Here is a 19,791-nt window from a genome sequence, read left to right on the forward strand (position 1 = left end):
GCCGTCCTCCGTCCCCTCGTCCATGGAGGCCCCGTGTCCCTCGCCGACCGCACCCACGCCACCGGCGCCCCCGCGTCCGGCCCCGATCCCCGCCTCGTCAACGAGGACCTCGCCCCCGCGAAGCAGCGGAACTGGAAGGTCTTCGATCTGTTCGCCATGTGGATGTCGGACGTCCACAACCTCGGCAACTACACCTTCGCCGCCGGCCTGCTGGTCCTCGGCATGAACGTCTGGCAGGTCTTCACCTCCCTCCTCGTGGGCTTCGTGCTGATCTACGCCGGCATGAACCGGATGGGGAGGATCGGCCAGCGGCACGGGGTGCCGTTCCCGGTCGTCAGCCGCATCAGCTTCGGCGTCTGGGGCGCCAACATCCCGGCGCTGATCCGGGCGGTGATCGCCATCATGTGGTACGGCATCCAGACCTATCTGGCCTCCGTCGCCGTCAATGTGATGCTGCTGGCGGCCTGGCCGGGCCTGGAGTCGCTGACGCACCACTCCTTCCTCGGTCTGGACGCGCTCGGCTGGATCTCCTTCGTCTCGCTCTGGCTGCTCCAAGCACTGATCATCAGCCGGGGGATGGAGTCGGTACGGAAGTTCCAGGACTTCTGCGGCCCGGCGATCTGGCTGGTGATGATCGCGCTGGCGGTGTGGGTGCTCGCCGAGGCCCACTGGAGCATCTCGCTGACCTCCACCCCGCACCCGGTCTCCGTCGGCGAGCAGTGGCGGCAGTGGTTCGGCGCGATCGGCCTGATCCTCGCCACCTACGGCACGCTCATGCTGAACTTCTGCGACTTCTCCCGCTTCGCGCCCGACCACAGGACCGTCCGCCGCGGCAACTTCTGGGGTCTGCCGATCAACTCCACCGCGTTCGTGGTCGTCTCGGTCATCGTCACAGCGGGCTCGTCGGAAGCGTTCGGGCAGGCCATCACCGACCCGGCGGAGCTGGTCGCCAGGGTGGGCAACACCTGGGTGCTCGTCGTCGCCGCGCTGACCTTCGCCATCGCCACCATGGGCGTCAACATCGTCGCCAACTTCGTCTCACCGGCGTACGACCTCGCCAACGTCTGGCCGCAGAAGATCACCTTCAAGGCGGGCGGCCTGATCAGCACGGTGGCGGCCCTGGTCGTCACCCCCTGGAACCTCTTCTCCAACCCGACCGTCGTCAACTACTTCCTCGGCGGACTCGGTGCCTTCCTGGGCCCGCTCTTCGGCGTGATCATGGTGGACTACTACTGGGTGAAGCGCGGCACGGTCGACGCCGACGCGCTCTTCGACGCCCGGCCCGGCACCCCGTACCACTACCGCAAGGGCGTCAACCCCAAGGCGCTGTGGGCGTTCCTGCCCTCCGCCGCGGTCGCCGCCGTCCTCGCGCTCGTGCGGAGCTTCAGCGCCGTGTCCCCGTACTCCTGGTTCATCGGCACCGCACTCGCGGCGGCACTGTACGCGACGCTGTGCCGTCGGGAGCGCGCGGCGGCGGGGGAGGGCTGACGGGCGTGCGGATCATCGTCACCAACTGCAACACCACGCGGGAGATGACCGAGGAGATCGTCCGCGGCGCCCGGGGTGCCGCGGGCCCGGGCACCACCGTCGCCGGCCTGACCCCCGGCTGGGGCCCCGAGTCCGCCGAGGGCTGGCTGGACAGCTATCTGTCGGCCGCGGCCGTCCTCGACGCGCTGCGGACGTACGACGGTCCGGCCTACGACGCGGTCGTGCTGGCCGGGTTCGGGGAGCACGGGCGGGAAGGCGTACGGGAGTTGGCGGACGTGCCGGTCGTGGACATCACCGAGGCCGCGGCACACCTCGCCTGTCTCCTCGGGCGCCGCTACGGCGTCGTCACCACCCTCGACCGGTCCCGCGGCCAGATCGAGGACAGCCTGGAGACAGCGGGCGTGGCCCGCAACTGCGCCGCCGTCGTCGGCAGCGGCCTCGGCGTTCTCGATCTCGCCGCGGATCCGGCCCGTACCGAGGCCGCGTTCCTGGCCGCCGCCGAACGCGTCCGGGACGCCGGCGCCGAGGTCCTCGTCCTCGGCTGCGCCGGGATGACGGGTCTGCAGCGGACGGTGGGCGAGAAGCTGGGGCTGCCGGTGGTCGACGGCGTCGGGGCGGCGGTGAAGCTCGCGGAGTCGCTGGTGGGCCTGGGACTGACGACGAGCCGGGCGGGCGGCTATGAGAAGCCGCTCCCGAAGAGAAGGGTGTGGGGCCGGGCGTGACGGACATCCAGGGGCTCAGGGGCGCCGGACGGGGCGGATATCCGGGAGGCTCAGGGCTGCCAGACGTAACGGACGTCCGGTTCGCGCTCCTCGTTGCCGCTGCCGTCCGTGTGCTCGGCGGCGACGAAACCGTGCCGCTCGTAGAAGCGATGGGCGGGCTCGTTGACCTGGAACGTCCACAGGCTCAGCCCGCCCGGAGCGCGCTCCTTGGCCAGCGCGACGAACCGGTCCCCGATGCCCCGCCCGCGCCACTCGGGCGCCAGGTACAGCTGGGACAGCAGGGCCCCCTCCAGGACCATCAGGCCGACGACACCCGTCCCGGCCGCTTCCGCGACCCAGGTCTCCCGCGAGGGCACCACGACGTCCCGGATGTAGTCCCGGACCTCGTCGTCGGTGCGCGCGCGGACGACCGTCGGCAACGCGGCGTCGAAGGACCGCAGATAGACGTCCGCGGCGGCGCGGGCGTCCGCCGCCACGGCACGGCGCAGCACCACCGCGCCCGTCATCGGTCCCCGCCTTCCCGCTCGGGCACCACGGCCGTCGCCGTGATCTCCACCAGCTGCCCGGTGTACCCGAGACAGGAGACCCCGAGCAGCGTCGACGAGTGCGGACCCCGGCTCAGGCCCGACGCCTCCACCACGTTCCACACCTCGGACAGGGTGGCGGGCTCGCTGCTCACCACGTACACCTCGGTCGCCACCACATGCTCCAAGTCGCTGCCGATGGACAGCAGTTGCTCGCGCAGATTGGCGATCACCTGCTCGGCCTGGCGCACCGGATCCCCGGGCCCCACCAGCTCGCCGCCGGCGGTGAGCGGCACCGCCCCGGCGAGGAACGCGAGCTTCGTGCCGGCCTCGACGACGGAGGCGTGGGCGTAGGTGGGCGGAGGGAAGAGAGCGGGGGCGGTGACGCGCCGGATCACGGAAGCGGCTCCTGAAGGATCGACGAACGGCCTGCCGGACGGATCGACGTACGGCCTGCCGATGATGGGACGTTCCCGGCCCCGCCCGCATCCGAATTACCGTCCGGACGCGCCGGCCAAGCCCGCGACGACCGCGCCGGCGGTCACCTCTTGCGGGCGGTCACCAGGGCGAAGGAGAGGAACTCCCCACCGTCCTCGGTGAGCATGTCGATCACTGGCTGGTCGGCCGCCGCGCCGTCCGGCCGCTGCTCGGCACAGGCCCGCGCCCACAGCAGCCAGTCCCGCCAGGCGTCCTCCTGGAGCCGAGCGGACGTGACCTCCACCAGCTCGGTGATCTCCCACTGGAAGCGCCACCACTCGGGCGTGTGCCAGGCGATGGCCTCCCAGCCGACCACCCGCTTGATGTGGTCGGGGATCGCGCCGAGTGCGCGGACCTCCCGGGTCATGCCGGGCGTGGCCACGCCCAGTTGGCCGCCGGGGCGCAGGAACCGCACCAGGTAGGGCAGGTAGCCGTCCGCCGTGCCGAAGTACTCGAAGGCGTCGATGCTCACGATCGCGTCGAAGCTCTCCGGCTCGAACGGCAGGACGTGCGCCTCCGTCCGTACGGCCTCGACCCGGTCGGCGACCCCCGCCTCGGCGAAGACCGCGGCCGCGTCCCGCGCGGGGATCCACCAGTCGGCGGCGACGACGTCCACGCCGTACTCACGGGCCAGGAACACCGACGTGGCGCCCTTGCCGGAGCCGAGGTCCAGGACCCGCATCCCGGGACGCAGATCGAGGTCCCGGGCCAGGTCCTCCAGGAGCCACAGCGGGTTGGGTCCCATGTCGAGACCGACGAGCCACGCCGGGTCGTAACGGGACGAGCGCGGGTAGCGGTCCGGTCGTACAAGATCAGTCAAAGCAGTCACGATCACGAACTCAAATCGACGCCCCGTCTCCGTACAACTCGATTTCCGTCGGAATTTCAGGAGCGGAACTCCACGGGTCCGCGCCAGGCTGGACACATGCCCCAGATCTCCGACGCCGACTTCCTCGCCGTCACCGCCGACCGCCTGGCCGCCCTCCCCACCGTCCGGGCGGTGGCCCTCGGCGGATCCCGCGCCGCGGGCACCCACCGCCCGGACAGCGACTGGGACCTGGCCGTCTACTACCGCGGCCCCTTCGACCCGGACGACCTGCGCGCGGTCGGCTGGCCGGGCGAGGTGTCCGAGATCGGCGGCTGGGGCGGCGGTGTCTTCAACGGCGGCGCCTGGCTGACCATCGACGGACGCCGGGTCGACGTGCACTACCGGGACCTGGACGTCGTCGAACACGAACTGACCGAGGCACGGCAGGGCCGCTTCCGGGTGGAGCCGCTGCTGTTCCACCTGGCCGGGATCCCCAGCTACCTGGTCGTCGCCGAGCTGGCGCTCAACCAGGTGCTGCGGGGCGACCTCCCGCGCCCGTCCGGGTATCCGCCCGAGCTGCGCCGCACCGCCGCCGACCGCTGGTCCGGCACCGCGCGCGCCACCCTCTCCTACGCCAAGGCCCACCACGCCCCGCACGGCCGCCTCACCGAGACCGCCGGAGCCCTCGCCACGGCCGCCACCCAGTCCGCCCACGCCGTGCTCGCGGCCCGCGGGGAGTGGGTGACGAACGAGAAGCGGCTGCTGGAGCGGGCCGGGCTGCGCGGGATCGACGCGGTGGTGGACGCCCTGCGGGCCGAGCCCGACGCCCTCGCCGCCGCCGTGGCCGAGACCGAGGAGATCATCGCCGGTGCGTTGCGCACCGCGCGCCCGTCCCCTTCGTGAGAACGGCGCGGGCGCTCGCGGGCATCCGTTCCTGAGGGCACCGAAGGCATTGCGTTCATAAAGAAACCGGACGTCCGTGGCATCTTTCACCTCCCTGAAACGTGATCGTCCCGTTTGCTCAGGGAACGCGATCTACCGTGGAACCACCTCCACCGGCCACCGTCGTCCGAAGGCCCACCCCGCCCTCGTATGAACAGGAACCCCGTGACCCGGCTCGCCGTACCCCTCTGGCTCGCCCACGCCTTCCGTGCCCAGCGCGGTCCCGTCCCCTGGAGCGCGGTCTGCCGAGGGGCGCTGGCCGCCGGACCGCTGCTGCTCGCCGGGCTGCTCCTCGGGCAGCCGGCCGACGGGGTGCTCGCCGCCATCGGCGCGATGCTCGCCGGCATCAACGACCGCCCCGGCGGCCGGCGGGCGTCCGTCCAGCGACTCGGGGCCCCCGCCCTGGCCGGAGCCCTGGGGTTGCTCGCGGGAACGTACGCGGGTCAGGGGCTCGCCGCCGTACCGCTGACCCTGGCGCTCACCGCGCTGGGACTGGTCGCCGGCGGCATCAGTGCCGTCGGGCCCGTCGCCTCCGCCGCCGGTACGCAGCTGCTCGTCGCCGCGGCCGTCGGCGCCGGGATGCCGGCTGCCGAGAGCGGCTGGCAGCGGGCCCTGGCCTTCCTGGCCGGCGCCGGCTGGCTGCTGGTGCTGCGGCTCGTCCTGCCCACCCCCGGCTCCCTCGCCGGTGACTTCCGGTTCGACGGGGAGCGGGCAGCGGTCGCCGACGTGTACGACGCGATCGCCGCGCTCGTCGATGCCGCGGGCGGCGAGCGGGCCACAGCCCGACGGGCCGCGCTGACCGCCGCGCTCGACCACGCCCAGGACGCCCTCGCCGGCCCCCGGCTGCGCCGGTACACCGGATCCGCCGCCGAGCGCCGACTGCACGCCCGGTTCGCGGCGGCCCTGCCCCTCGCCGAGGCCGCCACCGCCCTCCACTGGGCCGGGGAGCCCGTGCCGGCGCGGGCGGCGGAGGGACCCCGGCGGCTCGCCGCCGCCGTCCGCGGTGACACCGGGACCGGCCCGCTGCCCGCGCCGCACCTCCCCGGCGCCCGGCTTCGCTCGCGCGGCGGGACCCCCACGATCCCCGCCCTGCGCGCCCTGGACGACGCCCTGCTGCGTGCCGCCGAGGCCTTCGACCGGGGCGAGGGCGCCGAGCGCGGGCTGCTCGGCCGGCGCCGCGGGTTCCGGGACGCGTTGCGGGCCGCGCTCGGTGCCGGCGGACGCGAGTACGGGCTGCGTGTCGCCCTCTGCTTCGGCGCCAGCGCCGCCATCGCCCAGGCCCTGCACCACACCCGCTGGTACGGGCAGCACGCGCACTGGTACTGGCTGCCCGCCACCGCCGTCTTCCTCGTCAAGCCCGACCTCGGCCCGCTCGCCTCGCGCGTGCTGTGCCGGGCCGCCGGCACCGTGCTCGGCGCCGTGGTGTTCGCCGGCCTCGCCGCGCTGCTGCCCCGCCCGGCCGGGCTGATCGCGCTGGTGGCGGTGTGCGGTGCCGCCATACCGGTCGCCACCCGGCACTTCGCGGCGCTCACCGCAGTCGTCACCGTCCTCGTCCTCGCCCTGGTCATGGCCGGCGGCGAGCCGCAGGCATCGGTCAGCCGGATCGGCGAGACCCTGCTGGCCTGCGCGCTCGTGCTGGTCGTCGGGCACCTGCCGATGCCGGGAAAGCGGGGCGGCGGGGTGCGCGACCGGCTCGCGGCGGCCGGCGGCGCCGCGCACGCCTATCTCCTGCACGTGCTCGGCGAGACCGACGACCGCGCCGAGCGGTGGGCGCTGCGCCGGGAGGCCTACCGCACCCTCGCCGAGGCCCGTACCGCCATCGCGGTCTCCGCCGCCGAACTGCCCGCCCTCGCCCGGCACACCGCGGGCACGGACGCCGTCGCCGAGGAACTGGAACGGCTCGTGGACACCACCACCGCCTGCGCCGTGCACCTCGACGACAGCGGGCGGCTAACCTCCCGGCACCTTCGCCAACTGCGGGAAGCGGTGGGGGAGCTGGAGCGGCGCGGGGTGCGGGTACCGCTGCCCACGGCCGCGTAGCCGTACGGGGCGCCGCCCGGCCCCGGCAGGAGCCGGGCGTAGGACGAGTGCGCGGGTGCGCGGATGCGGGTGCGTGGGTGCGGCCCCGAGCCCTGGCCGACAACGATCCGCCGAGGGTTGGCCGAAAAAATCCCCCTGTCCGGCGATGAGTTCCGCTCCCGTCGGCGGTCACCACCCCGAACCGACCGTCGGACAGGAGGGCCCATGTCGCTTCCGGAGATCGTCTCGCGCGAGCAGTGGCGCGCGGCGCGCGAGGAGTTGCTGCGCAAGGAGGAGGCGGTCAGACGGGCGCGCGAGGTCATCGGCGCCGAGCGCCGGCGGCTGCCCATGGTCGAGGTCGACCCGGAGTACGTCTTCGAGGGCGGCGACGGCAAGGCCACCCTGCTCGACCTCTTCGAGGGACGGGCGCAGCTCGTCGTCCATCACTTCATGTTCGCGCCGGAGTGGGCGGCCGGCTGCCCGTGCTGCGCGGCCTTCCTGGACCAGGTCGGCCACCTCGCCCATCTGCGTGCCCGGAACACCTCCTTCGCGGCCGTCTCCCGGGCGCCGTTCATCCGGATCCTGCCGTTCAAGGCGCGGATGGGCTGGGCGGTGCCCTGGTACTCCTCGTCGCACAGCGACTTCAACCGAGACTTCGAGGCCACCGTCGACTCGGGCGGCGGCCAGGTCGAGCGCCCGGGGCTCAGCTGTTTCCTGCGCGACCACGACCGGGTCTTCCACACCTATTCGGTGTACGACGACGGGCTGGACGAACTGGGCACCACGGCGGCCCTGCTCGACCTGACCGCGCTCGGCCGCAGGCCCGCCGGCAGCGACCGGCTCCGCCTGCACGACGAGTACGACTTCTGACACGGAGGGTGCGGTTCGTGTCACAAGGTGAACGGATCCTCACGGTCCGCGCCGAACCAGTGTCGGTAATGTCTCAGTCGGGTGACTGAGCGAGCCCTTTCCCCTCTCCAGAGCGTTAACTCCCTTACGGACGAGGCTTTCTGGAGGTGCGAGATGGTGAACGGGCGAACGGTGCTCGAACGCTTTCCCGCCGGTGGTCCGCGGGGCTCCTGGCCCGCGGAGGAGTTCGCGCACGCCCGGCGTCTGGAAGGGCTGCCCGCCGAGGTCGTCATGGACCTCGCGACGGACACGTTCCTGGTGATCGTCCGCGGTGGAGAGGCGGCCGAATGAGCCGGCTCCGGCTTCGGATCCGGATCCGGGGCCAGGGCCGGGGCCGGGGCCGTGTCCAGGCGGGTGCCGTGGCGGGGTTCGGGGGCGGGTGACGCCGGGGTGACTCAGGCCGGCTTCGGCGCGGGTACCTTCCGTGGGGTCCGTGCCGGGCTCTCCGCCGTGAACTGCCGCGCCTGCAGCGAGTACAGCTCCGCGTAGACACCGCCCCTGGCCAGCAGCTCCTCCGGAGCGCCGGACTCCACCAGACGCCCGTGCTCCAGCACGTGCACCAGGTCGGCATGCCGGACCGAGGCCAGCCGGTGGGTGATCAGGACGACCGTCTGCCCGCCGCCCGCCAGCGCGCGGATCTTCTCGAAGACCTCCAGCTCGGCCCGCGCGTCCAGCGCCGCCGTCGGTTCGTCCACGATCAGGATGCTCCCGCGCCGATAGGCCGCCCGGGCGATGCCGAGCCGCTGCCACTGGCCGCCGGACAACTCGTGCCCGCCGCTGAAGTTCCGGGCCAGCAGCGTGTCCAGGCCGCGCGGCAGCTCCCCGACCACCTCCTCGGCCCCCGCCTCGGCGATCGACGTGGCCAGGCGCTCCTCGGTCATGGGCGCGGCGGAGCGGCCGACGGCCACGTTGACCCGGGCGGTGAACGGCCAGCGCTTGAAGTCCTGGGCCACCATCGCGATGCGCTCGGCGAGCAGCCGCCGGTCGGCACGCGAGGCGTCCACCCCGTCCCACAGGATCCGGCCGCGGTCCGGCGTGTACAGCCCCGCGAGCAGCTTGACCAGCGTCGTCTTGCCCGAGCCGTTCTCCCCGACGAGCGCGATGATGCGGCCGAGGGGGAGGGTGAGGGTGACGTCGTCGAGGGCGGGGCGGGCGGTGTGCGGCAGCGCTTCTCCCGGCGGGGCGTCCGCCGGCTCCGGGCGCGGATCGCTGGGATAGCTGAACGTGACGTGCTCGAAGCGGATCTCCTCGGGGTCCTCCGGCAGCGGCTCCCCGCCCACCGGGATCGCCCGCTCGGCCGCCGCGGTGTACATCCGCTGGAGATCACCCACGAACAGGGCCTCCTCGTGCAGCTGGTTGATCTCCAGGACCAGCGTGTCCAGGCTCGCCGCACCCGTACGGATCGCGATCACCGCCGTACCGGCCACCGACAGGGCCATCGCACCGGCCAGCAGCAGCGCACCCAGCGTCGCGTACGTCGCGAGGGTGGCGAGGCCCGTCCAGGTCGCGGCGATCAGACCGGTCCGGGCGGCCAGCCGGGACAGCCGGGCCTGCTCCGCCTCCGCGGTCTCCGACATGGACCGGAAGTGGCGCAGCAGGAACGGCCCCACGCCGTGCACCCGGATCTCGGGGGCGGCGGCCGGCTCGGTGAGCAGGCTGCTGATCAGCTGGCCGGCCCGGGCGTGCTGCACCCAGGTGTGGAAGGACTCGTAGCGGCGCCGGGCGTTGGTCAGCGCGCTCCAGGCGCTGGGCAGGGTCATGGTGACGAGCAGGGGCAGCAGCAGCGGATGCAGCACGGTCAGGACGCTCGCCGCGGCGACCAGCGAGATCATCGCGTTGATCACCCGGGCGCTGTAGCTCATCATGTGCCGGGCGGACCGGGCGCCGTACTGGGCCGTGTCCAGCAGCTTGTGGAAGGCGTGGTCCTCGATCGCGGCCAGCTCGACGTTGGCCGCGCGCTCCAGGTACAGCTCCGTCGCCACCCGCTCCACCTTGGGCTCCAGCCGTCCCGTGGCGTAGGTGGAGGCGGCCCGCAGCAGCGCGGCGACCAGCATCACGGCGGCCATCACGACGAGGGCGGGGCCCGCCGAACGCAGCCGCTGCTCGATGTCCGAGCCGGTCAGCAGCTTGCCGAGCGCGTTGTTCACGGCGAGCAGGCTCACCGCCTGGGCCGCGCCCCGGCCCACCTCGGCGGCCAGCACCACCCTGGCGGCCCGCGCGTCGGCCTGCCGGGCGAGCCGGAGACTGGACGCCAGCATTCCGGGGAGCCGGACCAGCATCGCCCGGAAGCTCAGCGCCAGGAAGGCGTCCGCGTGCTGGTTCCAGCCCATGTCGTAGCGCAGCGGCCCGCCGAACAGCAGCCGTTCCGACGCCGACACCACGGGCTCGGCCGCCTCGCGTCGCTTCCTCACCGTGACCTCCCGGACCCCGACTGGACGGCCACTATCGCGGCCTGGGCCGCGCCTCGGCAGGGCGCGAGACGGAGTACGAGGGGCGCGGAGGAAGCGCGAACGCGATGCACGGGGCCCGACGGGACCCGACGGGCTACGTCGAGACGGCTGTGGCTACGCCGAGACTGCCCGGGACCAGTCCGGTGCCGTTCCCGTCACCCGGCACAGGGCCAGGTACAGCGGGATCGGCGGTGTGTACGGGACCGTGCCCTGCGGGCGGTGGATCAGCCGGGCGGCGCCGGTGACCAGGGCGCCGGTGGCGTAGTGGGCCGGGGCCGGCCAGGGGAGGGCGTAGTCGGAGTCCGACGGAACGATCCACCACCAGTGGGAGCCGTCGGTGTACACGCAGCCCACCCGCGGCAGCTTGGGTACGACGAGCGGGCCGAGGCGGTCGGGCACGGCCACGGCGTCACAGCCGAGCGGAGCCGTCATGCCCTCCGGCAGCGACAGCCGGTGACCCCGGTCCGGGGCCGGTCGCCGGCGCTGCAGACGTACCAGGGTGTCCAGACCGAGGGCCTGCGCGCCGAGGGAGTGTTCGGCGCCGGCACGCCCCTTGCTGTCGCGCCCACTGCCGTCGTGCCCACCGGTACTGCGCTCAGCGGCGGCGCGTTCCGGGCCGGCACCGATGCCGCCGGGCTGCCCTGAGCCCCCGGTGCCCGTCACGGCCGCTCCCCGGGAAGCCGCTGCTCCGGCGCCCGGTACCGCCGCTGCTCCGGCGCCGTGTGCCGAAGCCGCTCCGGACGGGTGACCTGCCGGTGCTGCTCGGGCTCCGCCTGCCCGCCCTGTTCCTGCTCCCGCCGGCTCGCTTCGGCCGGCCGGTCCTCGTCGGAGTCGTCGGGGCGGCCCGGCTTGGGGCGGGCGCCCCAGCCCAGGTCGCCGCGCGGCTCGGCGATGTCGTGGCCGGTGTCGGCCCCGCGGTGCAGTTCGGCCCAGACCAGCAGGCCGGGGCCGTGCTCCTGGGCACCCCAGGCCCGGCACAGCGCGTCGACGAGAAGCAACCCCCTCCCGTGCTCCTCATCGGGTCGCTGCGGAGACGGATGGGGTTCACCAGGAGCACAGCCCTCGTCTCGTACGGCGATGCGCACCGTGTCGTCGTGGTCGTGCAGTTCGCACACGACCCGGCTGCCGGCCGTGTGCACGATCGCGTTGGTGACCAGCTCGGATATGACCAGAGCCGCGGTGTCACAGGTGTCCGCGCAGACCGACCAGCCGGACAGCCGAGCGCGCGTCAGGCGTCTTGCCTGGGCGGCGGAACCCGGATGTGCGGCCAGCTCGAAGTGGAACCTGCGCCGGGCGGCGCCCCCGAGGGGGGATGTTCCTCCCCCCGGGCCCGAACGGGCTTGCGCGGGGGGACTCCCGGCGGCACCGAGACCGGAGGGGTCTGCGGCGGCGTCTGTTCCTAAGGGCGCGGACGGAATCACGCTTGCCACTATCTCCCCGCCGTGGACACTTGGCAAGGGTCACTCTGAAAATTGCAGAGTGCAGTGTGACTCGGTCAGAGGCCGTGGCACACTGCTCGCAACAGCACCTCGCGCGGCGCCAATTGAAGTCCTCGGAGATCCGACCCGGTCTTCGAATGAACCTTCGAATGGCGCCGTAGGGCTGTCAGGAAACTTTCGGTGGAGGCTTTTCGGTGGAGGTGGGAGCGTGAGCGAACCGCGGTCCGCGCCGACGGTGGGCCAGGTGGTCCTCGGCCGGCGCCTGCTGGACCTGCGGGAACGCGCCGGACTGAAGCGCGAGGAGGCCGCCCGGGTCCTCCGAGTCGCCCCCGCCACCGTCCGCCGCATGGAGATGGCCGAGGTCTCCCTCAAGATCCCGTACCTGCAACTGCTGCTGAAGGCCTACGGCGTCCCCGACGACGAGGCGGAGGTCTTCGTCCAGCTGGCCGAGGAGGCGAACAAGCCCGGCTGGTGGCAGCGGTTCCACGACATCCTGCCGAACTGGTTCTCGATGTACGTGAGCCTGGAGGGCGCGGCCAGCCTCATCCGCTCCTACGAGCCGCACTTCGTCCCCGGCCTCCTCCAGACCGAGGACTACGCGCGCGCGGTGCTGAAATCCGGCGCCATCGGCCAGACGAGCCCGGACGACATCGAGCGGCACGTCGCGCTGCGCATGCAACGCCAGGACCTGCTCACCCGTTCCGACGCCCCCCGCTTCTGGGCGGTGATGGACGAGACCGCCCTGCGCCGCCCGGTCGGCGGCCCGGAGGTGATGCGCGCGCAGATCGACAAGTTGCTCCAGGCCACGAAGCTGTCCCATGTGACGCTCCAGGTCGCCCCGTTCGAGAACGGGCCGCACCCGGGAACGTACGGACCCTTCGTGCTGTTCCGATTCGCCATGTCAGAACTGCCGGACATGGTCTACAGCGAGTACCTGACCGGCGCCGTCTACCTGGACGCGCGCACCGAGGTGGCGACCCACCTGGAGGTCATGGACCGCATGGCGGCGCAGGCCGCTACGGCACAACGCACGAAGGAGATCCTCCGGGATCTCCGCAAGGAGCTGTGAATGGATCGCATCAAGCCGCGCGGACGCGTCTACAACGGCATGCCCGCGCGGGAGTTGGGCAGCGAGGGGTGGCACAAGCCCTGGAGCGGCGGCAACGGCGGCAACTGCCTGGAGGCGATGAAGCTGGCCGACGGCCGGATCGCCGTGCGCCAGTCGACCGACCCGGACGGCCCGGCGCTGATCTACACCATGGCCGAGATGACCGCGTTCATCGAGGGCGCCAAGGCGGGGGAGGCCGACTTCCTGCTGTCCTGAACTCACCGGCGGACCGGCCCGTGTGCCCGTCGACTTTTTTGTGCTGTGCCCCACTTGCTTATCGTGAATCCGACGTGATCACCCGACGCGTTCGACGCTTACGGAATGCCGCATGACAGGGCAGGACCCGACGGCCATCGAGATCGACACCAGCAAGCCGCACCCCGCGAGGATGTACGACTGGTATCTCGGCGGCAAGGACAACTACCCCGTCGACGAGGCGACGGGCCGGCAGCCGCTGGCCCTGGAGCCCCGGGTGCCGGTGATGGCCCGGGTCAACCGCACGTTCATGCACCGCGCCACGCGCCGGCTGGCCCAGCAGGGCGTACGGCAGTTCCTGGACATCGGCACCGGCATACCCACCGAGCCGAACCTGCACCAGGTCGCCCAGCGGACCGCCCCCGACGCCCGGGTCGTCTCCTGCGACAACGACCCGATCGTGCTGGCCCACGCGGCGGCCCTGCTGCGCAGCACCCCGGAGGGCGCCACCGAGTATCTGCAGGCCGCCGAACTGGGCGAGCCGGTCCCCGGCCAGGACGACGGCGTCATCCCGGGATACGGGGCGGTGGCACGCAAGCCGTAGCACGAGGGCGGCGAGGCGCGCGGGTGCCCACGTCACCGCCGCCGACCCCCGCTCTCCGAACCGGCCCACCCCCACGACCTCCGGATCGGCCCACCCCGACCGTTCTCCCGGGCTCACCCCGGCGGCAGCACCTCGCACAGCGCCTCCAGCGCCGCCCCGTAGGCATGTTCGGCGGGGGCCGCGTACCCCACCACCAGGCCGTCGACGGCCGCCGTCGGACTCTGCGGATGCCGGAACGCGGCAAGACCGTCGAGGGCGACGCCCTGCCACACGGCGGCCTTCAGCGTCGACCGCTCCGTGCCGGGCGGCAGCCGCAGCACCGCGTGCAGTCCGGCCGCGATGCCCGTCACCTCGATGTGCGGCGCGTGCTCGGCGAGGGCGGCGACGAGCCGGTCACGGCGGCGCCGGTACGCCTGCCGCATGCGCCGCACATGACGGTCGTACGATCCGCAGGCGATGAAGTCCGCGAGAGCGAGCTGGTCCAGGACGCTCGCCCATGCCTCCCGCTCGCCCTTCGCCCTCAGCACCGGCTCCACATACCGTTGCGGCAGGACCATCCAGCCCAGCCGCAACGCCGGTGACAGACTCTTGCTGACCGACCCGATGTAGATCACCCGGTCCGGATCGAGCCCCTGCAGCGCGCCGACGGGCCGGCGGTCGTACCGGAACTCGCCGTCGTAGTCGTCCTCCAGCACCACCGTCCCCCGCGCGCGTGCCCAGTCGATCACCCCGGCCCGACGCTCCGGGTGCAGCGGGCCGCCGGTCGGGAACTGATGGGCGGGCGTCAGCAGCACGGCCCGCTCGCGCCCGAGCCCCTCCACCCGCGCACCGTCCTCGTCGAGCGGCAGCGGCACGGTCCGCACGCCGGCCGCCGCGAGCAGCTCCCGGTGGAAGCCCAGCCCCAACGCCTCCACGCCCAGCGGACCGCGCAGCACCCCGCCCCCGCCCGGCCCGTCCCGCGTACCCCGGTCGAACAGCAGCCGCAGCGCGTGCGCGAAGCCCGAGCAGATCACGATCCGGTCCGGCTCGGTCCGCACCCCCCGCGCGCGTGCCAGGTAGTCCGTCAGCGTCTCCCGCAGCTCCCGGCGCCCGGCGGGATCGCCCGGCCCGAACACCTCGCTCGGAGCCTCCTGCAGCGCCCGGCGGTAGGAGGCCGCCCAGGCCGCGCGCGGGAACGCCGACGCGTCCGGCGTGCCCTGCCGCAGGTCGTGCCGCGGCCCCCGCGCGCGGAGGGGCGCCTTCACGGGCGTCCGTACGGCGTGGCGCAGCGGCCCGGCGTCCCCCCGCCGCCCCAAGGACGAGGGAAGCACCCCCGCGGCGACCCGCGTCCCGGAACCCTGCCGGGCGGTCAGCCAGCCCTCCGCGACCAGCTCCGCGTACGCGTCGGCCACCGTGTTGCGGGCCACGCCCAGGTCCGCCGCCAGCGACCGGTACGGCGGCAGCCGGGTGCCCGGCGCCAGCCGGCCGCTGCGTACGGCGTCTCGCAGCGCCCTGGTGAGCGCCGCCCGTCGACCCCCCGGTCCCGACAGCTCCAGGTGCAGATCGGCACCGATCCGCTCCGCGGAATTGACCCATGATTCCGTCATGGAAATGCACCCTACAGCCGGTCTTTCCGACCCATAGATTAAAGACATGACGACGAACACGAACCCCGCCGCCACCGACATCACCACCGGGATCGCCGCCGCCGAGGCCGCCCGTACCCGCCTGGACTTCGCGAAGGCGGCCCCGAAGGTCTTCCGTGCGATCATCGGCTTCGACGCCGCCGCCCGTCAGGGGCTCGACCCGGCCCTCGTCGAACTGATCCAGATCCGCGCCTCGCATCTCAACCACTGCGCCTACTGCCTGCACATGCACACCAACGACGCCCGCAAGGCCGGCGAGAGCGAGGACCGGCTGCACCTGGTCGCCGTCTGGCGAGAGGCCCGGCACTTCTTCACCCCGAAGGAACAGGCCGCCCTCGCCCTGACGGAGGCGGTGACCCTGGTCGCCGACGGCGGCGTCCCCGACACCGTCTACGCCGAGGCCGCCGCCCAGTTCGACGACGAGGAACTGGCCCACGTCCTCTCCCTGATCCTCACGATCAACACGTGGAACCGCGTGGCCCTGGCCACGGGCAAGGTGGCGGGCACGGACGAGCGCAGGGGCTGACACCGCCCCCGTAGCGTCCCTGTGTACCTCCCCCCGTGCATCGCCGCCCGACACCCGCCCCCTGACGAGGCCTCAGACCACCATCGGCCGGTCCGTGGCCGAGATCGGGGACGGGAGCCGGGAACTCCCCGTCAGATAGTGGTCGACGGCCGCCGCGACCGCCCGTCCCTCCGCTATCGCCCACACGATGAGCGACTGCCCGCGCGCCGCGTCCCCGGCCGCGAACACCCCGGGGACATTGGTCGCGAAGCCGTCGTCCCGGGCGACCGTGCCGCGCGGCTGCAGCGCCAGCCCCAGCTGGTCGATCAGCCCGTCCTCCCGGTCGGGCCCGGAGAATCCGAGGGCGAGCAGCACCAGGTCGGCGGGGAGCGTCCGCCCGGTGCCCGGCACCGCAAGGCGTTGCTCGTCGACCTCCACCAGATGCAGTGACCGCACATACCCCCGCTCGTCTCCGGTGAAGCGGAGCGTGGACGCCGCGAACAGCCGCGCGTCCGCGTCCGCCGCCGGTGCCGTGCCCAGTTCCCCCGCCTCCTGGTGCGCGGCCGACAGCCGGTAGATCTTCGGATACGTCGGCCACGGCTCGGTGTCCTCGTCGCGCTCCGCACCCGGCTGCGCGTAGATGTCCAGCTGGGTCACGGACGCGGCCTTCTCCCGCACCGCGGTGCCCAGACAGTCCGCCCCGGTGTCACCACCACCGACGATCACCACATGCTTGCCGGCGGCCGACAGCGGCGAGACCTCCAGATCCCCCTCGCACACCCGGTTCGCCAGCGGCAGATACTCCATCGCCTGGTGTATCCCGTGCAACGACCGGCCCGGCACGTCGAGTTCCCGCCACGCCGTCGCTCCCGTCGCGATCACCACCGCGTCGTACCGGGTCCGCAACTCGTCCGCCGGAACGTCCCGGCCGACCGCCGTCGACGTACGGAACTTCGTCCCCTCGGCCCGCATCTGCTCGATCCGCCGCTCCAGATGCCGCTTCTCCATCTTGAACGCGGGGATGCCGTAGCGCATCAGCCCGCCGATCCGGTCGTCCCTCTCGTACACCGCGACCGTGTGCCCGGCACGGGTCAGCTGCTGCGCCGCGGCGAGTCCGGTGGGCCCGGAGCCGATGACGGCGACCGTCTTCCCGGTCAGCCGCTCGGGCGGCCGGGGCGGTGTGAAACCCTCCTCCCACGCCTTGTCCGCGATCGCGCACTCGACGTTCTTGATGGTGACGGCCGGCTGGTTGATCGCCAGCACGCACCCCGCCTCGCACGGCGCCGGACACAGCCGCCCGGTGAACTCCGGAAAGTTGTTGGTGGCGTGCAGCCGGTCGCTCGCGGCCCGCCAGTCCTCCCGGGAGACCAGGTCGTTCCACTCGGGGATGAGATTGCCCAGCGGGCAGGCCTGATGGCAGAACGGGATGCCGCAGTCCATGCAGCGATCGGCCTGCTTGCTGATGATGGGCAGCAGCGCTCCCGGGACGTACACCTCGTCCCAGTCCCGCACCCGCTGCTCGACGGGCCGCCGCGGCCATTCCTGGCGCGGCGTGGTCATGAACCCCTTGGGATCGGCCATGGTGTCTTCCTCGCGTACGGGCACCGGAGGCACCGGGTGTACGAAGGGCCGTGCGTCATCGGGCGGCACTCTTCCGGCCACGATACGTCCGCGCCGACGGCCGCGCAGAGTGGCGGACAGCGCTTTCTCCACGGGTTCCTCGGCCCACGGCCGGCCGGCTCCGGCCGCGCTCAGGACCGCCGCTCAGGACCGCCGCTCAGGGCCGCCGCTCAGGGCGGAGCCGTGGGAGTCCCGGAGGACGGAGGGCCTGGTGAGCCGTAACGGCCCGTCGATCATCTCCACGCCCGCGCTCCGTTCCACCCGGGCCGCGCCCGGCACCCTGCTGTCCCTCCCGCCACTCCCGCAACACGGTCTCCACGACCGGCGCGATCCGACGCCGTGCCTCGTACCGGGGTGTCCCGCTCATCAGCAGCTCGTCGTAGGGCGTGTCCACATGTCTGACACCCGCCACGACCGCCGAGATCACCGCTCCCTCGGTCAGCGCCCGCCCGGCCGCGCTGCGCCCGACCCGCCCGCTGCCACGCACCGACGCGTGGGCCGCGATGCCCCGGGCCCGCTCGGCCGGACAGCCGGGGAACAGCCGCAGGATCTCGGCCGCGAACGCAGCCGCGAACCGTTCGTCCTCCGCCGCCCTGTGCCGCGCGTCCCGGGCCCGCCGTCGCCGCCGCGCCTCCGCGTCCGCGAGACAACGGGCCTCGGCCCGGGCCAGCGCGTCCTCCTCCACGAGCACGCCCTGACGCTCGTAGCGGCTCCTGCGCCGGTTGAAGCGCACCACGACGGCCGACAACGTGCTCTCCTCCCGCGACCTGCGGGTCAGAGCGGTGTCGCCCCGCGGCAGGAACACCAGATGCCCGAGGTCGGCACAGTCCAGGCACCGCGGTACGCCCTCCTCCAGCACCAGCAGCGACAGCGGACCGCGCTTGCAGCCGGCGCACCGCTTGCGCTTCAACGGCTGGAAGACGACAAGCCGACCCGGGGAGCGGGGAGTTGCGGGGAGCGCCATACGCGGTACTTTCCCCGCCGCCGGCCACGTCTCCCACGCCGTCTCCTCGTCCGCCGATCCCGCCGCCGTACTCGCTCCCGCCCGTCCTCCGGTCCCGCCCCCCGGTGCCTCCTCCGCCTCTGCGCTCCTCGGAACTACCCCCTCTCGTTGCGGAAGTTGAACACCGACACCCGCGTACGGTGCCGCTTCGGTCCCTCGATCTCGTCCACCGTCGCCACCGCGAGATCCGCGTACGACAGCCACGGCTCACGGTCGTCGCCGGGCACCCGCTCCCCGCCGAAGCGGTACCGTCCGGTCCGGGCACCACCCTGCTCCAGGTGCCCGGCGGGGGTGAGCATCACCCAGTCGACGGGCCCGTCCCCGCGTTCCCGCAGCCGGTGGAGCCCGGCGGTGTGGGCCAGCGCGAACGGCCGGATCTCCGGCGGGAACGCGAGCGGGTCGTCCATCACGGGCCGCCCGTCCGCGCCGAGCAGGTTCGCGCCCAGGCCGACCGCGACGAGCCGGCCCACACCTGCCGCGGCGAGCCCGTCGAGCAGCGCGTCGGCCGCCGCCACGAAGAACCCGGGATCCAGCGTGTCGAAGCCCTGCTCCGGCCCGCTGAACGGCGAGACGGCGTGCACGGCGCCGGCATGCCCCGCAGCGGTCCGGGCGACCGCTACCGGATCCGTGACGTCACCCCGCACGACCGTGACGCCTTCCGCGCCGAGATCCGGATACCGCGCCGGATCCCGCACCACGGCCGTCACCGCGTACCCACGCGCGCGTGCCTCCGAGGTCACCGCCCGGCCGGCCCGGCCGCCGGCGCCGAAGACCACGATTCCGCTCATCCCAACCTCCCAGTCGTCGCACGCTGTTCGCGTCCGACCAGGACGTTAGGAAGCAGACCCCCGGTTACCGCAACGGAACCGGCGCTACCCTCGACGCATGACCGACGCGACGGACCGCGACCGTCCCGCACCTCTCGATCCCGACATGTTCCACCCCCTCTGTCCGTCCACCGCCATGCCCGTCCGGGTCGGTGACAAGTGGTCCGGCATGGTGATCCGCTGTCTCCAGAACGGTCCGCGCCGCTTCGGTGAACTGAGGGTCCCGCTCAAGGCCGTCACTCCCAAGGTCCTCAGCGAGACCCTGCGCGCGATGGAACGCGACGGCCTGGTGACCCGCACCGCCTACGACGAGAACCCACCCCGCGTCGAATACGCCCTCACCTCCCTCGGTCGCACCCTGATCCCCCTGCTCGACGCGGCCCGCGCCTGGAGCGAGACCCACCTCCCCGCCCTGCTCGCGGCCCGCCGCGCGGCCAGCCCCCTCGACTGACCGGCACCGCCGCTCCGGACCGGCACCGCGGGACCACCTCGGCCGGCCCACACCCCTGCGACCAGGCTCACTCCG

The 19,791-nt window shown here is 73.2% G+C and carries 21 protein-coding genes; 11 read left to right on the forward strand and 10 right to left on the reverse strand.

Translation table 11 applies throughout. From position 1 onward, the window contains the following. Positions 1–33: 33 nt before the first annotated feature. Positions 34–1,488: an NCS1 family nucleobase:cation symporter-1 gene (locus ACZ7KF_RS31230; protein WP_471082416.1), complete on the forward strand. Its 1,455-nt coding sequence runs from the start codon at positions 34–36 to the stop codon at positions 1,486–1,488. A gap of 5 nt (positions 1,489–1,493) precedes the next feature. Next, complete coding sequence (locus ACZ7KF_RS31235; RefSeq protein WP_471082419.1) at positions 1,494–2,210, forward strand: aspartate/glutamate racemase family protein; 717 nt, start codon at positions 1,494–1,496, stop codon at positions 2,208–2,210. A 50-nt stretch (positions 2,211–2,260) separates the two neighbouring features. On the opposite strand, the gene ACZ7KF_RS31240 is transcribed toward ACZ7KF_RS31235, so the two are convergent. The 3 genes from ACZ7KF_RS31240 to ACZ7KF_RS31250 form a co-directional block, all read right to left on the reverse strand. Continuing rightward, positions 2,261–2,716: a GNAT family N-acetyltransferase gene (locus ACZ7KF_RS31240; RefSeq protein WP_471082422.1), complete on the reverse strand. Its 456-nt coding sequence runs from the start codon at positions 2,714–2,716 to the stop codon at positions 2,261–2,263. Beyond that, positions 2,713–3,132 (reverse strand): RidA family protein, encoded by a 420-nt coding sequence (locus ACZ7KF_RS31245; protein ID WP_471082425.1) that lies wholly within the window; start codon positions 3,130–3,132, stop codon positions 2,713–2,715. The genes ACZ7KF_RS31240 and ACZ7KF_RS31245 overlap by 4 nt, the downstream gene beginning before the upstream one ends. Positions 3,133–3,275: 143 nt before the next feature. After that, positions 3,276–4,040 carry an SAM-dependent methyltransferase gene (locus ACZ7KF_RS31250; RefSeq protein WP_471082428.1) on the reverse strand — a complete coding sequence of 255 codons (765 nt, stop codon included), beginning with the start codon at positions 4,038–4,040 and terminating at the stop codon, positions 3,276–3,278. Between the two features lie 96 nt (positions 4,041–4,136). On the opposite strand from ACZ7KF_RS31250, the gene ACZ7KF_RS31255 reads away from it, so the two are divergent. The 4 genes from ACZ7KF_RS31255 to ACZ7KF_RS31270 all read left to right on the forward strand — a co-directional run bounded on the left by ACZ7KF_RS31255 (position 4,137) and on the right by ACZ7KF_RS31270 (position 8,180). Beyond that, positions 4,137–4,922, forward strand: coding sequence for a nucleotidyltransferase domain-containing protein (locus tag ACZ7KF_RS31255; RefSeq protein WP_471082431.1), 786 nt, complete (start codon positions 4,137–4,139; stop codon positions 4,920–4,922). Positions 4,923–5,111: 189 nt separating this feature from the next. Then, positions 5,112–7,001 carry an FUSC family protein gene (locus ACZ7KF_RS31260; RefSeq protein WP_471082434.1) on the forward strand — a complete coding sequence of 630 codons (1,890 nt, stop codon included), beginning with the start codon at positions 5,112–5,114 and terminating at the stop codon, positions 6,999–7,001. A 204-nt stretch (positions 7,002–7,205) separates the two neighbouring features. Next, positions 7,206–7,850, forward strand: a complete 645-nt coding sequence (locus ACZ7KF_RS31265) for a DUF899 domain-containing protein (RefSeq protein WP_471082437.1) — start codon at positions 7,206–7,208, stop codon at positions 7,848–7,850. A gap of 153 nt (positions 7,851–8,003) precedes the next feature. Next, positions 8,004–8,180 (forward strand): hypothetical protein, encoded by a 177-nt coding sequence (locus ACZ7KF_RS31270; protein ID WP_471082440.1) that lies wholly within the window; start codon positions 8,004–8,006, stop codon positions 8,178–8,180. Positions 8,181–8,284: 104 nt separating this feature from the next. Here the strand turns inward: ACZ7KF_RS31270 and ACZ7KF_RS31275 are convergent, their stop codons facing one another. From ACZ7KF_RS31275 to ACZ7KF_RS31285, 3 genes are all read right to left on the reverse strand, one after another. Then, on the reverse strand, positions 8,285–10,219 hold the full coding sequence (locus ACZ7KF_RS31275) for an ABC transporter ATP-binding protein (RefSeq protein ID WP_471082800.1): 1,935 nt from the start codon (positions 10,217–10,219) through the stop codon (positions 8,285–8,287). A gap of 234 nt (positions 10,220–10,453) precedes the next feature. Beyond that, on the reverse strand, positions 10,454–10,846 hold the full coding sequence (locus ACZ7KF_RS31280) for a hypothetical protein (RefSeq protein WP_471082802.1): 393 nt from the start codon (positions 10,844–10,846) through the stop codon (positions 10,454–10,456). 152 nt (positions 10,847–10,998) lie between these two features. Next, positions 10,999–11,769, reverse strand: a complete 771-nt coding sequence (locus ACZ7KF_RS31285; protein ID WP_471082443.1) for an ATP-binding protein — start codon at positions 11,767–11,769, stop codon at positions 10,999–11,001. 217 nt (positions 11,770–11,986) lie between these two features. On the opposite strand from ACZ7KF_RS31285, the gene ACZ7KF_RS31290 reads away from it, so the two are divergent. From ACZ7KF_RS31290 to ACZ7KF_RS31300, 3 genes are all read left to right on the forward strand, one after another. Next, positions 11,987–12,847: a helix-turn-helix domain-containing protein gene (locus ACZ7KF_RS31290; protein WP_471082446.1), complete on the forward strand. Its 861-nt coding sequence runs from the start codon at positions 11,987–11,989 to the stop codon at positions 12,845–12,847. Then, positions 12,848–13,102 (forward strand): DUF397 domain-containing protein, encoded by a 255-nt coding sequence (locus ACZ7KF_RS31295; RefSeq protein ID WP_225822550.1) that lies wholly within the window; start codon positions 12,848–12,850, stop codon positions 13,100–13,102. Positions 13,103–13,214: 112 nt separating this feature from the next. Further along, a complete protein-coding gene (locus ACZ7KF_RS31300) occupies positions 13,215–13,685 on the forward strand; it encodes an SAM-dependent methyltransferase (protein WP_471082449.1) in 471 nt (156 codons plus the stop codon). Positions 13,686–13,798: 113 nt separating this feature from the next. Here the strand turns inward: ACZ7KF_RS31300 and pdxR are convergent, their stop codons facing one another. Next, positions 13,799–15,271, reverse strand: coding sequence for a MocR-like pyridoxine biosynthesis transcription factor PdxR (gene pdxR, locus ACZ7KF_RS31305; protein WP_471082452.1), 1,473 nt, complete (start codon positions 15,269–15,271; stop codon positions 13,799–13,801). A gap of 46 nt (positions 15,272–15,317) precedes the next feature. Here pdxR and ACZ7KF_RS31310 point away from each other — a divergent pair, with 46 nt between their 5' ends. Next, a complete protein-coding gene (locus ACZ7KF_RS31310; protein WP_471082455.1) occupies positions 15,318–15,836 on the forward strand; it encodes a carboxymuconolactone decarboxylase family protein in 519 nt (172 codons plus the stop codon). Positions 15,837–15,908: 72 nt separating this feature from the next. Here the strand turns inward: ACZ7KF_RS31310 and ACZ7KF_RS31315 are convergent, their stop codons facing one another. From ACZ7KF_RS31315 to ACZ7KF_RS31325, 3 genes are all read right to left on the reverse strand, one after another. After that, complete coding sequence (locus ACZ7KF_RS31315) at positions 15,909–17,396, reverse strand: glutamate synthase subunit beta (protein WP_471082458.1); 1,488 nt, start codon at positions 17,394–17,396, stop codon at positions 15,909–15,911. A gap of 196 nt (positions 17,397–17,592) precedes the next feature. After that, entirely contained in the window at positions 17,593–18,399 is an 807-nt protein-coding gene (locus ACZ7KF_RS31320) for a DUF2293 domain-containing protein (protein WP_471082461.1), read from the reverse strand. Between the two features lie 134 nt (positions 18,400–18,533). Then, positions 18,534–19,226 carry an NAD(P)-dependent oxidoreductase gene (locus ACZ7KF_RS31325; protein ID WP_471082464.1) on the reverse strand — a complete coding sequence of 231 codons (693 nt, stop codon included), beginning with the start codon at positions 19,224–19,226 and terminating at the stop codon, positions 18,534–18,536. A gap of 97 nt (positions 19,227–19,323) precedes the next feature. Between ACZ7KF_RS31325 and ACZ7KF_RS31330 the strand changes: the two genes are divergently transcribed. Next, positions 19,324–19,716: a winged helix-turn-helix transcriptional regulator gene (locus ACZ7KF_RS31330; protein WP_471082467.1), complete on the forward strand. Its 393-nt coding sequence runs from the start codon at positions 19,324–19,326 to the stop codon at positions 19,714–19,716. Positions 19,717–19,791 lie beyond the last annotated feature (75 nt).

The organism is Streptomyces sp. NPDC038200, assembly GCF_055600785.1.

What these genes read in the sequence shown, in the direction of transcription:
- ACZ7KF_RS31315 (WP_471082458.1), bottom strand. Translation starts at nt 17,396, where the DNA reads ATGGCCGATCCCAAGGGGTTCATGACCACGCCGCGCCAGGAATGGCCG.
- ACZ7KF_RS31330 (WP_471082467.1), top strand. Translation starts at nt 19,324, where the DNA reads ATGACCGACGCGACGGACCGCGACCGTCCCGCACCTCTCGATCCCGAC.
- ACZ7KF_RS31325 (WP_471082464.1), bottom strand. Translation starts at nt 19,226, where the DNA reads ATGAGCGGAATCGTGGTCTTCGGCGCCGGCGGCCGGGCCGGCCGGGCG.
- pdxR (WP_471082452.1), bottom strand. Translation starts at nt 15,271, where the DNA reads ATGACGGAATCATGGGTCAATTCCGCGGAGCGGATCGGTGCCGATCTG.
- ACZ7KF_RS31320 (WP_471082461.1), bottom strand. Translation starts at nt 18,399, where the DNA reads ATGGCGCTCCCCGCAACTCCCCGCTCCCCGGGTCGGCTTGTCGTCTTC.
- ACZ7KF_RS31265 (WP_471082437.1), top strand. Translation starts at nt 7,206, where the DNA reads ATGTCGCTTCCGGAGATCGTCTCGCGCGAGCAGTGGCGCGCGGCGCGC.
- ACZ7KF_RS31310 (WP_471082455.1), top strand. Translation starts at nt 15,318, where the DNA reads ATGACGACGAACACGAACCCCGCCGCCACCGACATCACCACCGGGATC.
- ACZ7KF_RS31240 (WP_471082422.1), bottom strand. Translation starts at nt 2,716, where the DNA reads ATGACGGGCGCGGTGGTGCTGCGCCGTGCCGTGGCGGCGGACGCCCGC.
- ACZ7KF_RS31270 (WP_471082440.1), top strand. Translation starts at nt 8,004, where the DNA reads ATGGTGAACGGGCGAACGGTGCTCGAACGCTTTCCCGCCGGTGGTCCG.
- ACZ7KF_RS31275 (WP_471082800.1), bottom strand. Translation starts at nt 10,219, where the DNA reads ATGGGCTGGAACCAGCACGCGGACGCCTTCCTGGCGCTGAGCTTCCGG.
- ACZ7KF_RS31255 (WP_471082431.1), top strand. Translation starts at nt 4,137, where the DNA reads ATGCCCCAGATCTCCGACGCCGACTTCCTCGCCGTCACCGCCGACCGC.
- ACZ7KF_RS31300 (WP_471082449.1), top strand. Translation starts at nt 13,215, where the DNA reads ATGACAGGGCAGGACCCGACGGCCATCGAGATCGACACCAGCAAGCCG.
- ACZ7KF_RS31260 (WP_471082434.1), top strand. Translation starts at nt 5,112, where the DNA reads ATGAACAGGAACCCCGTGACCCGGCTCGCCGTACCCCTCTGGCTCGCC.
- ACZ7KF_RS31295 (WP_225822550.1), top strand. Translation starts at nt 12,848, where the DNA reads ATGGATCGCATCAAGCCGCGCGGACGCGTCTACAACGGCATGCCCGCG.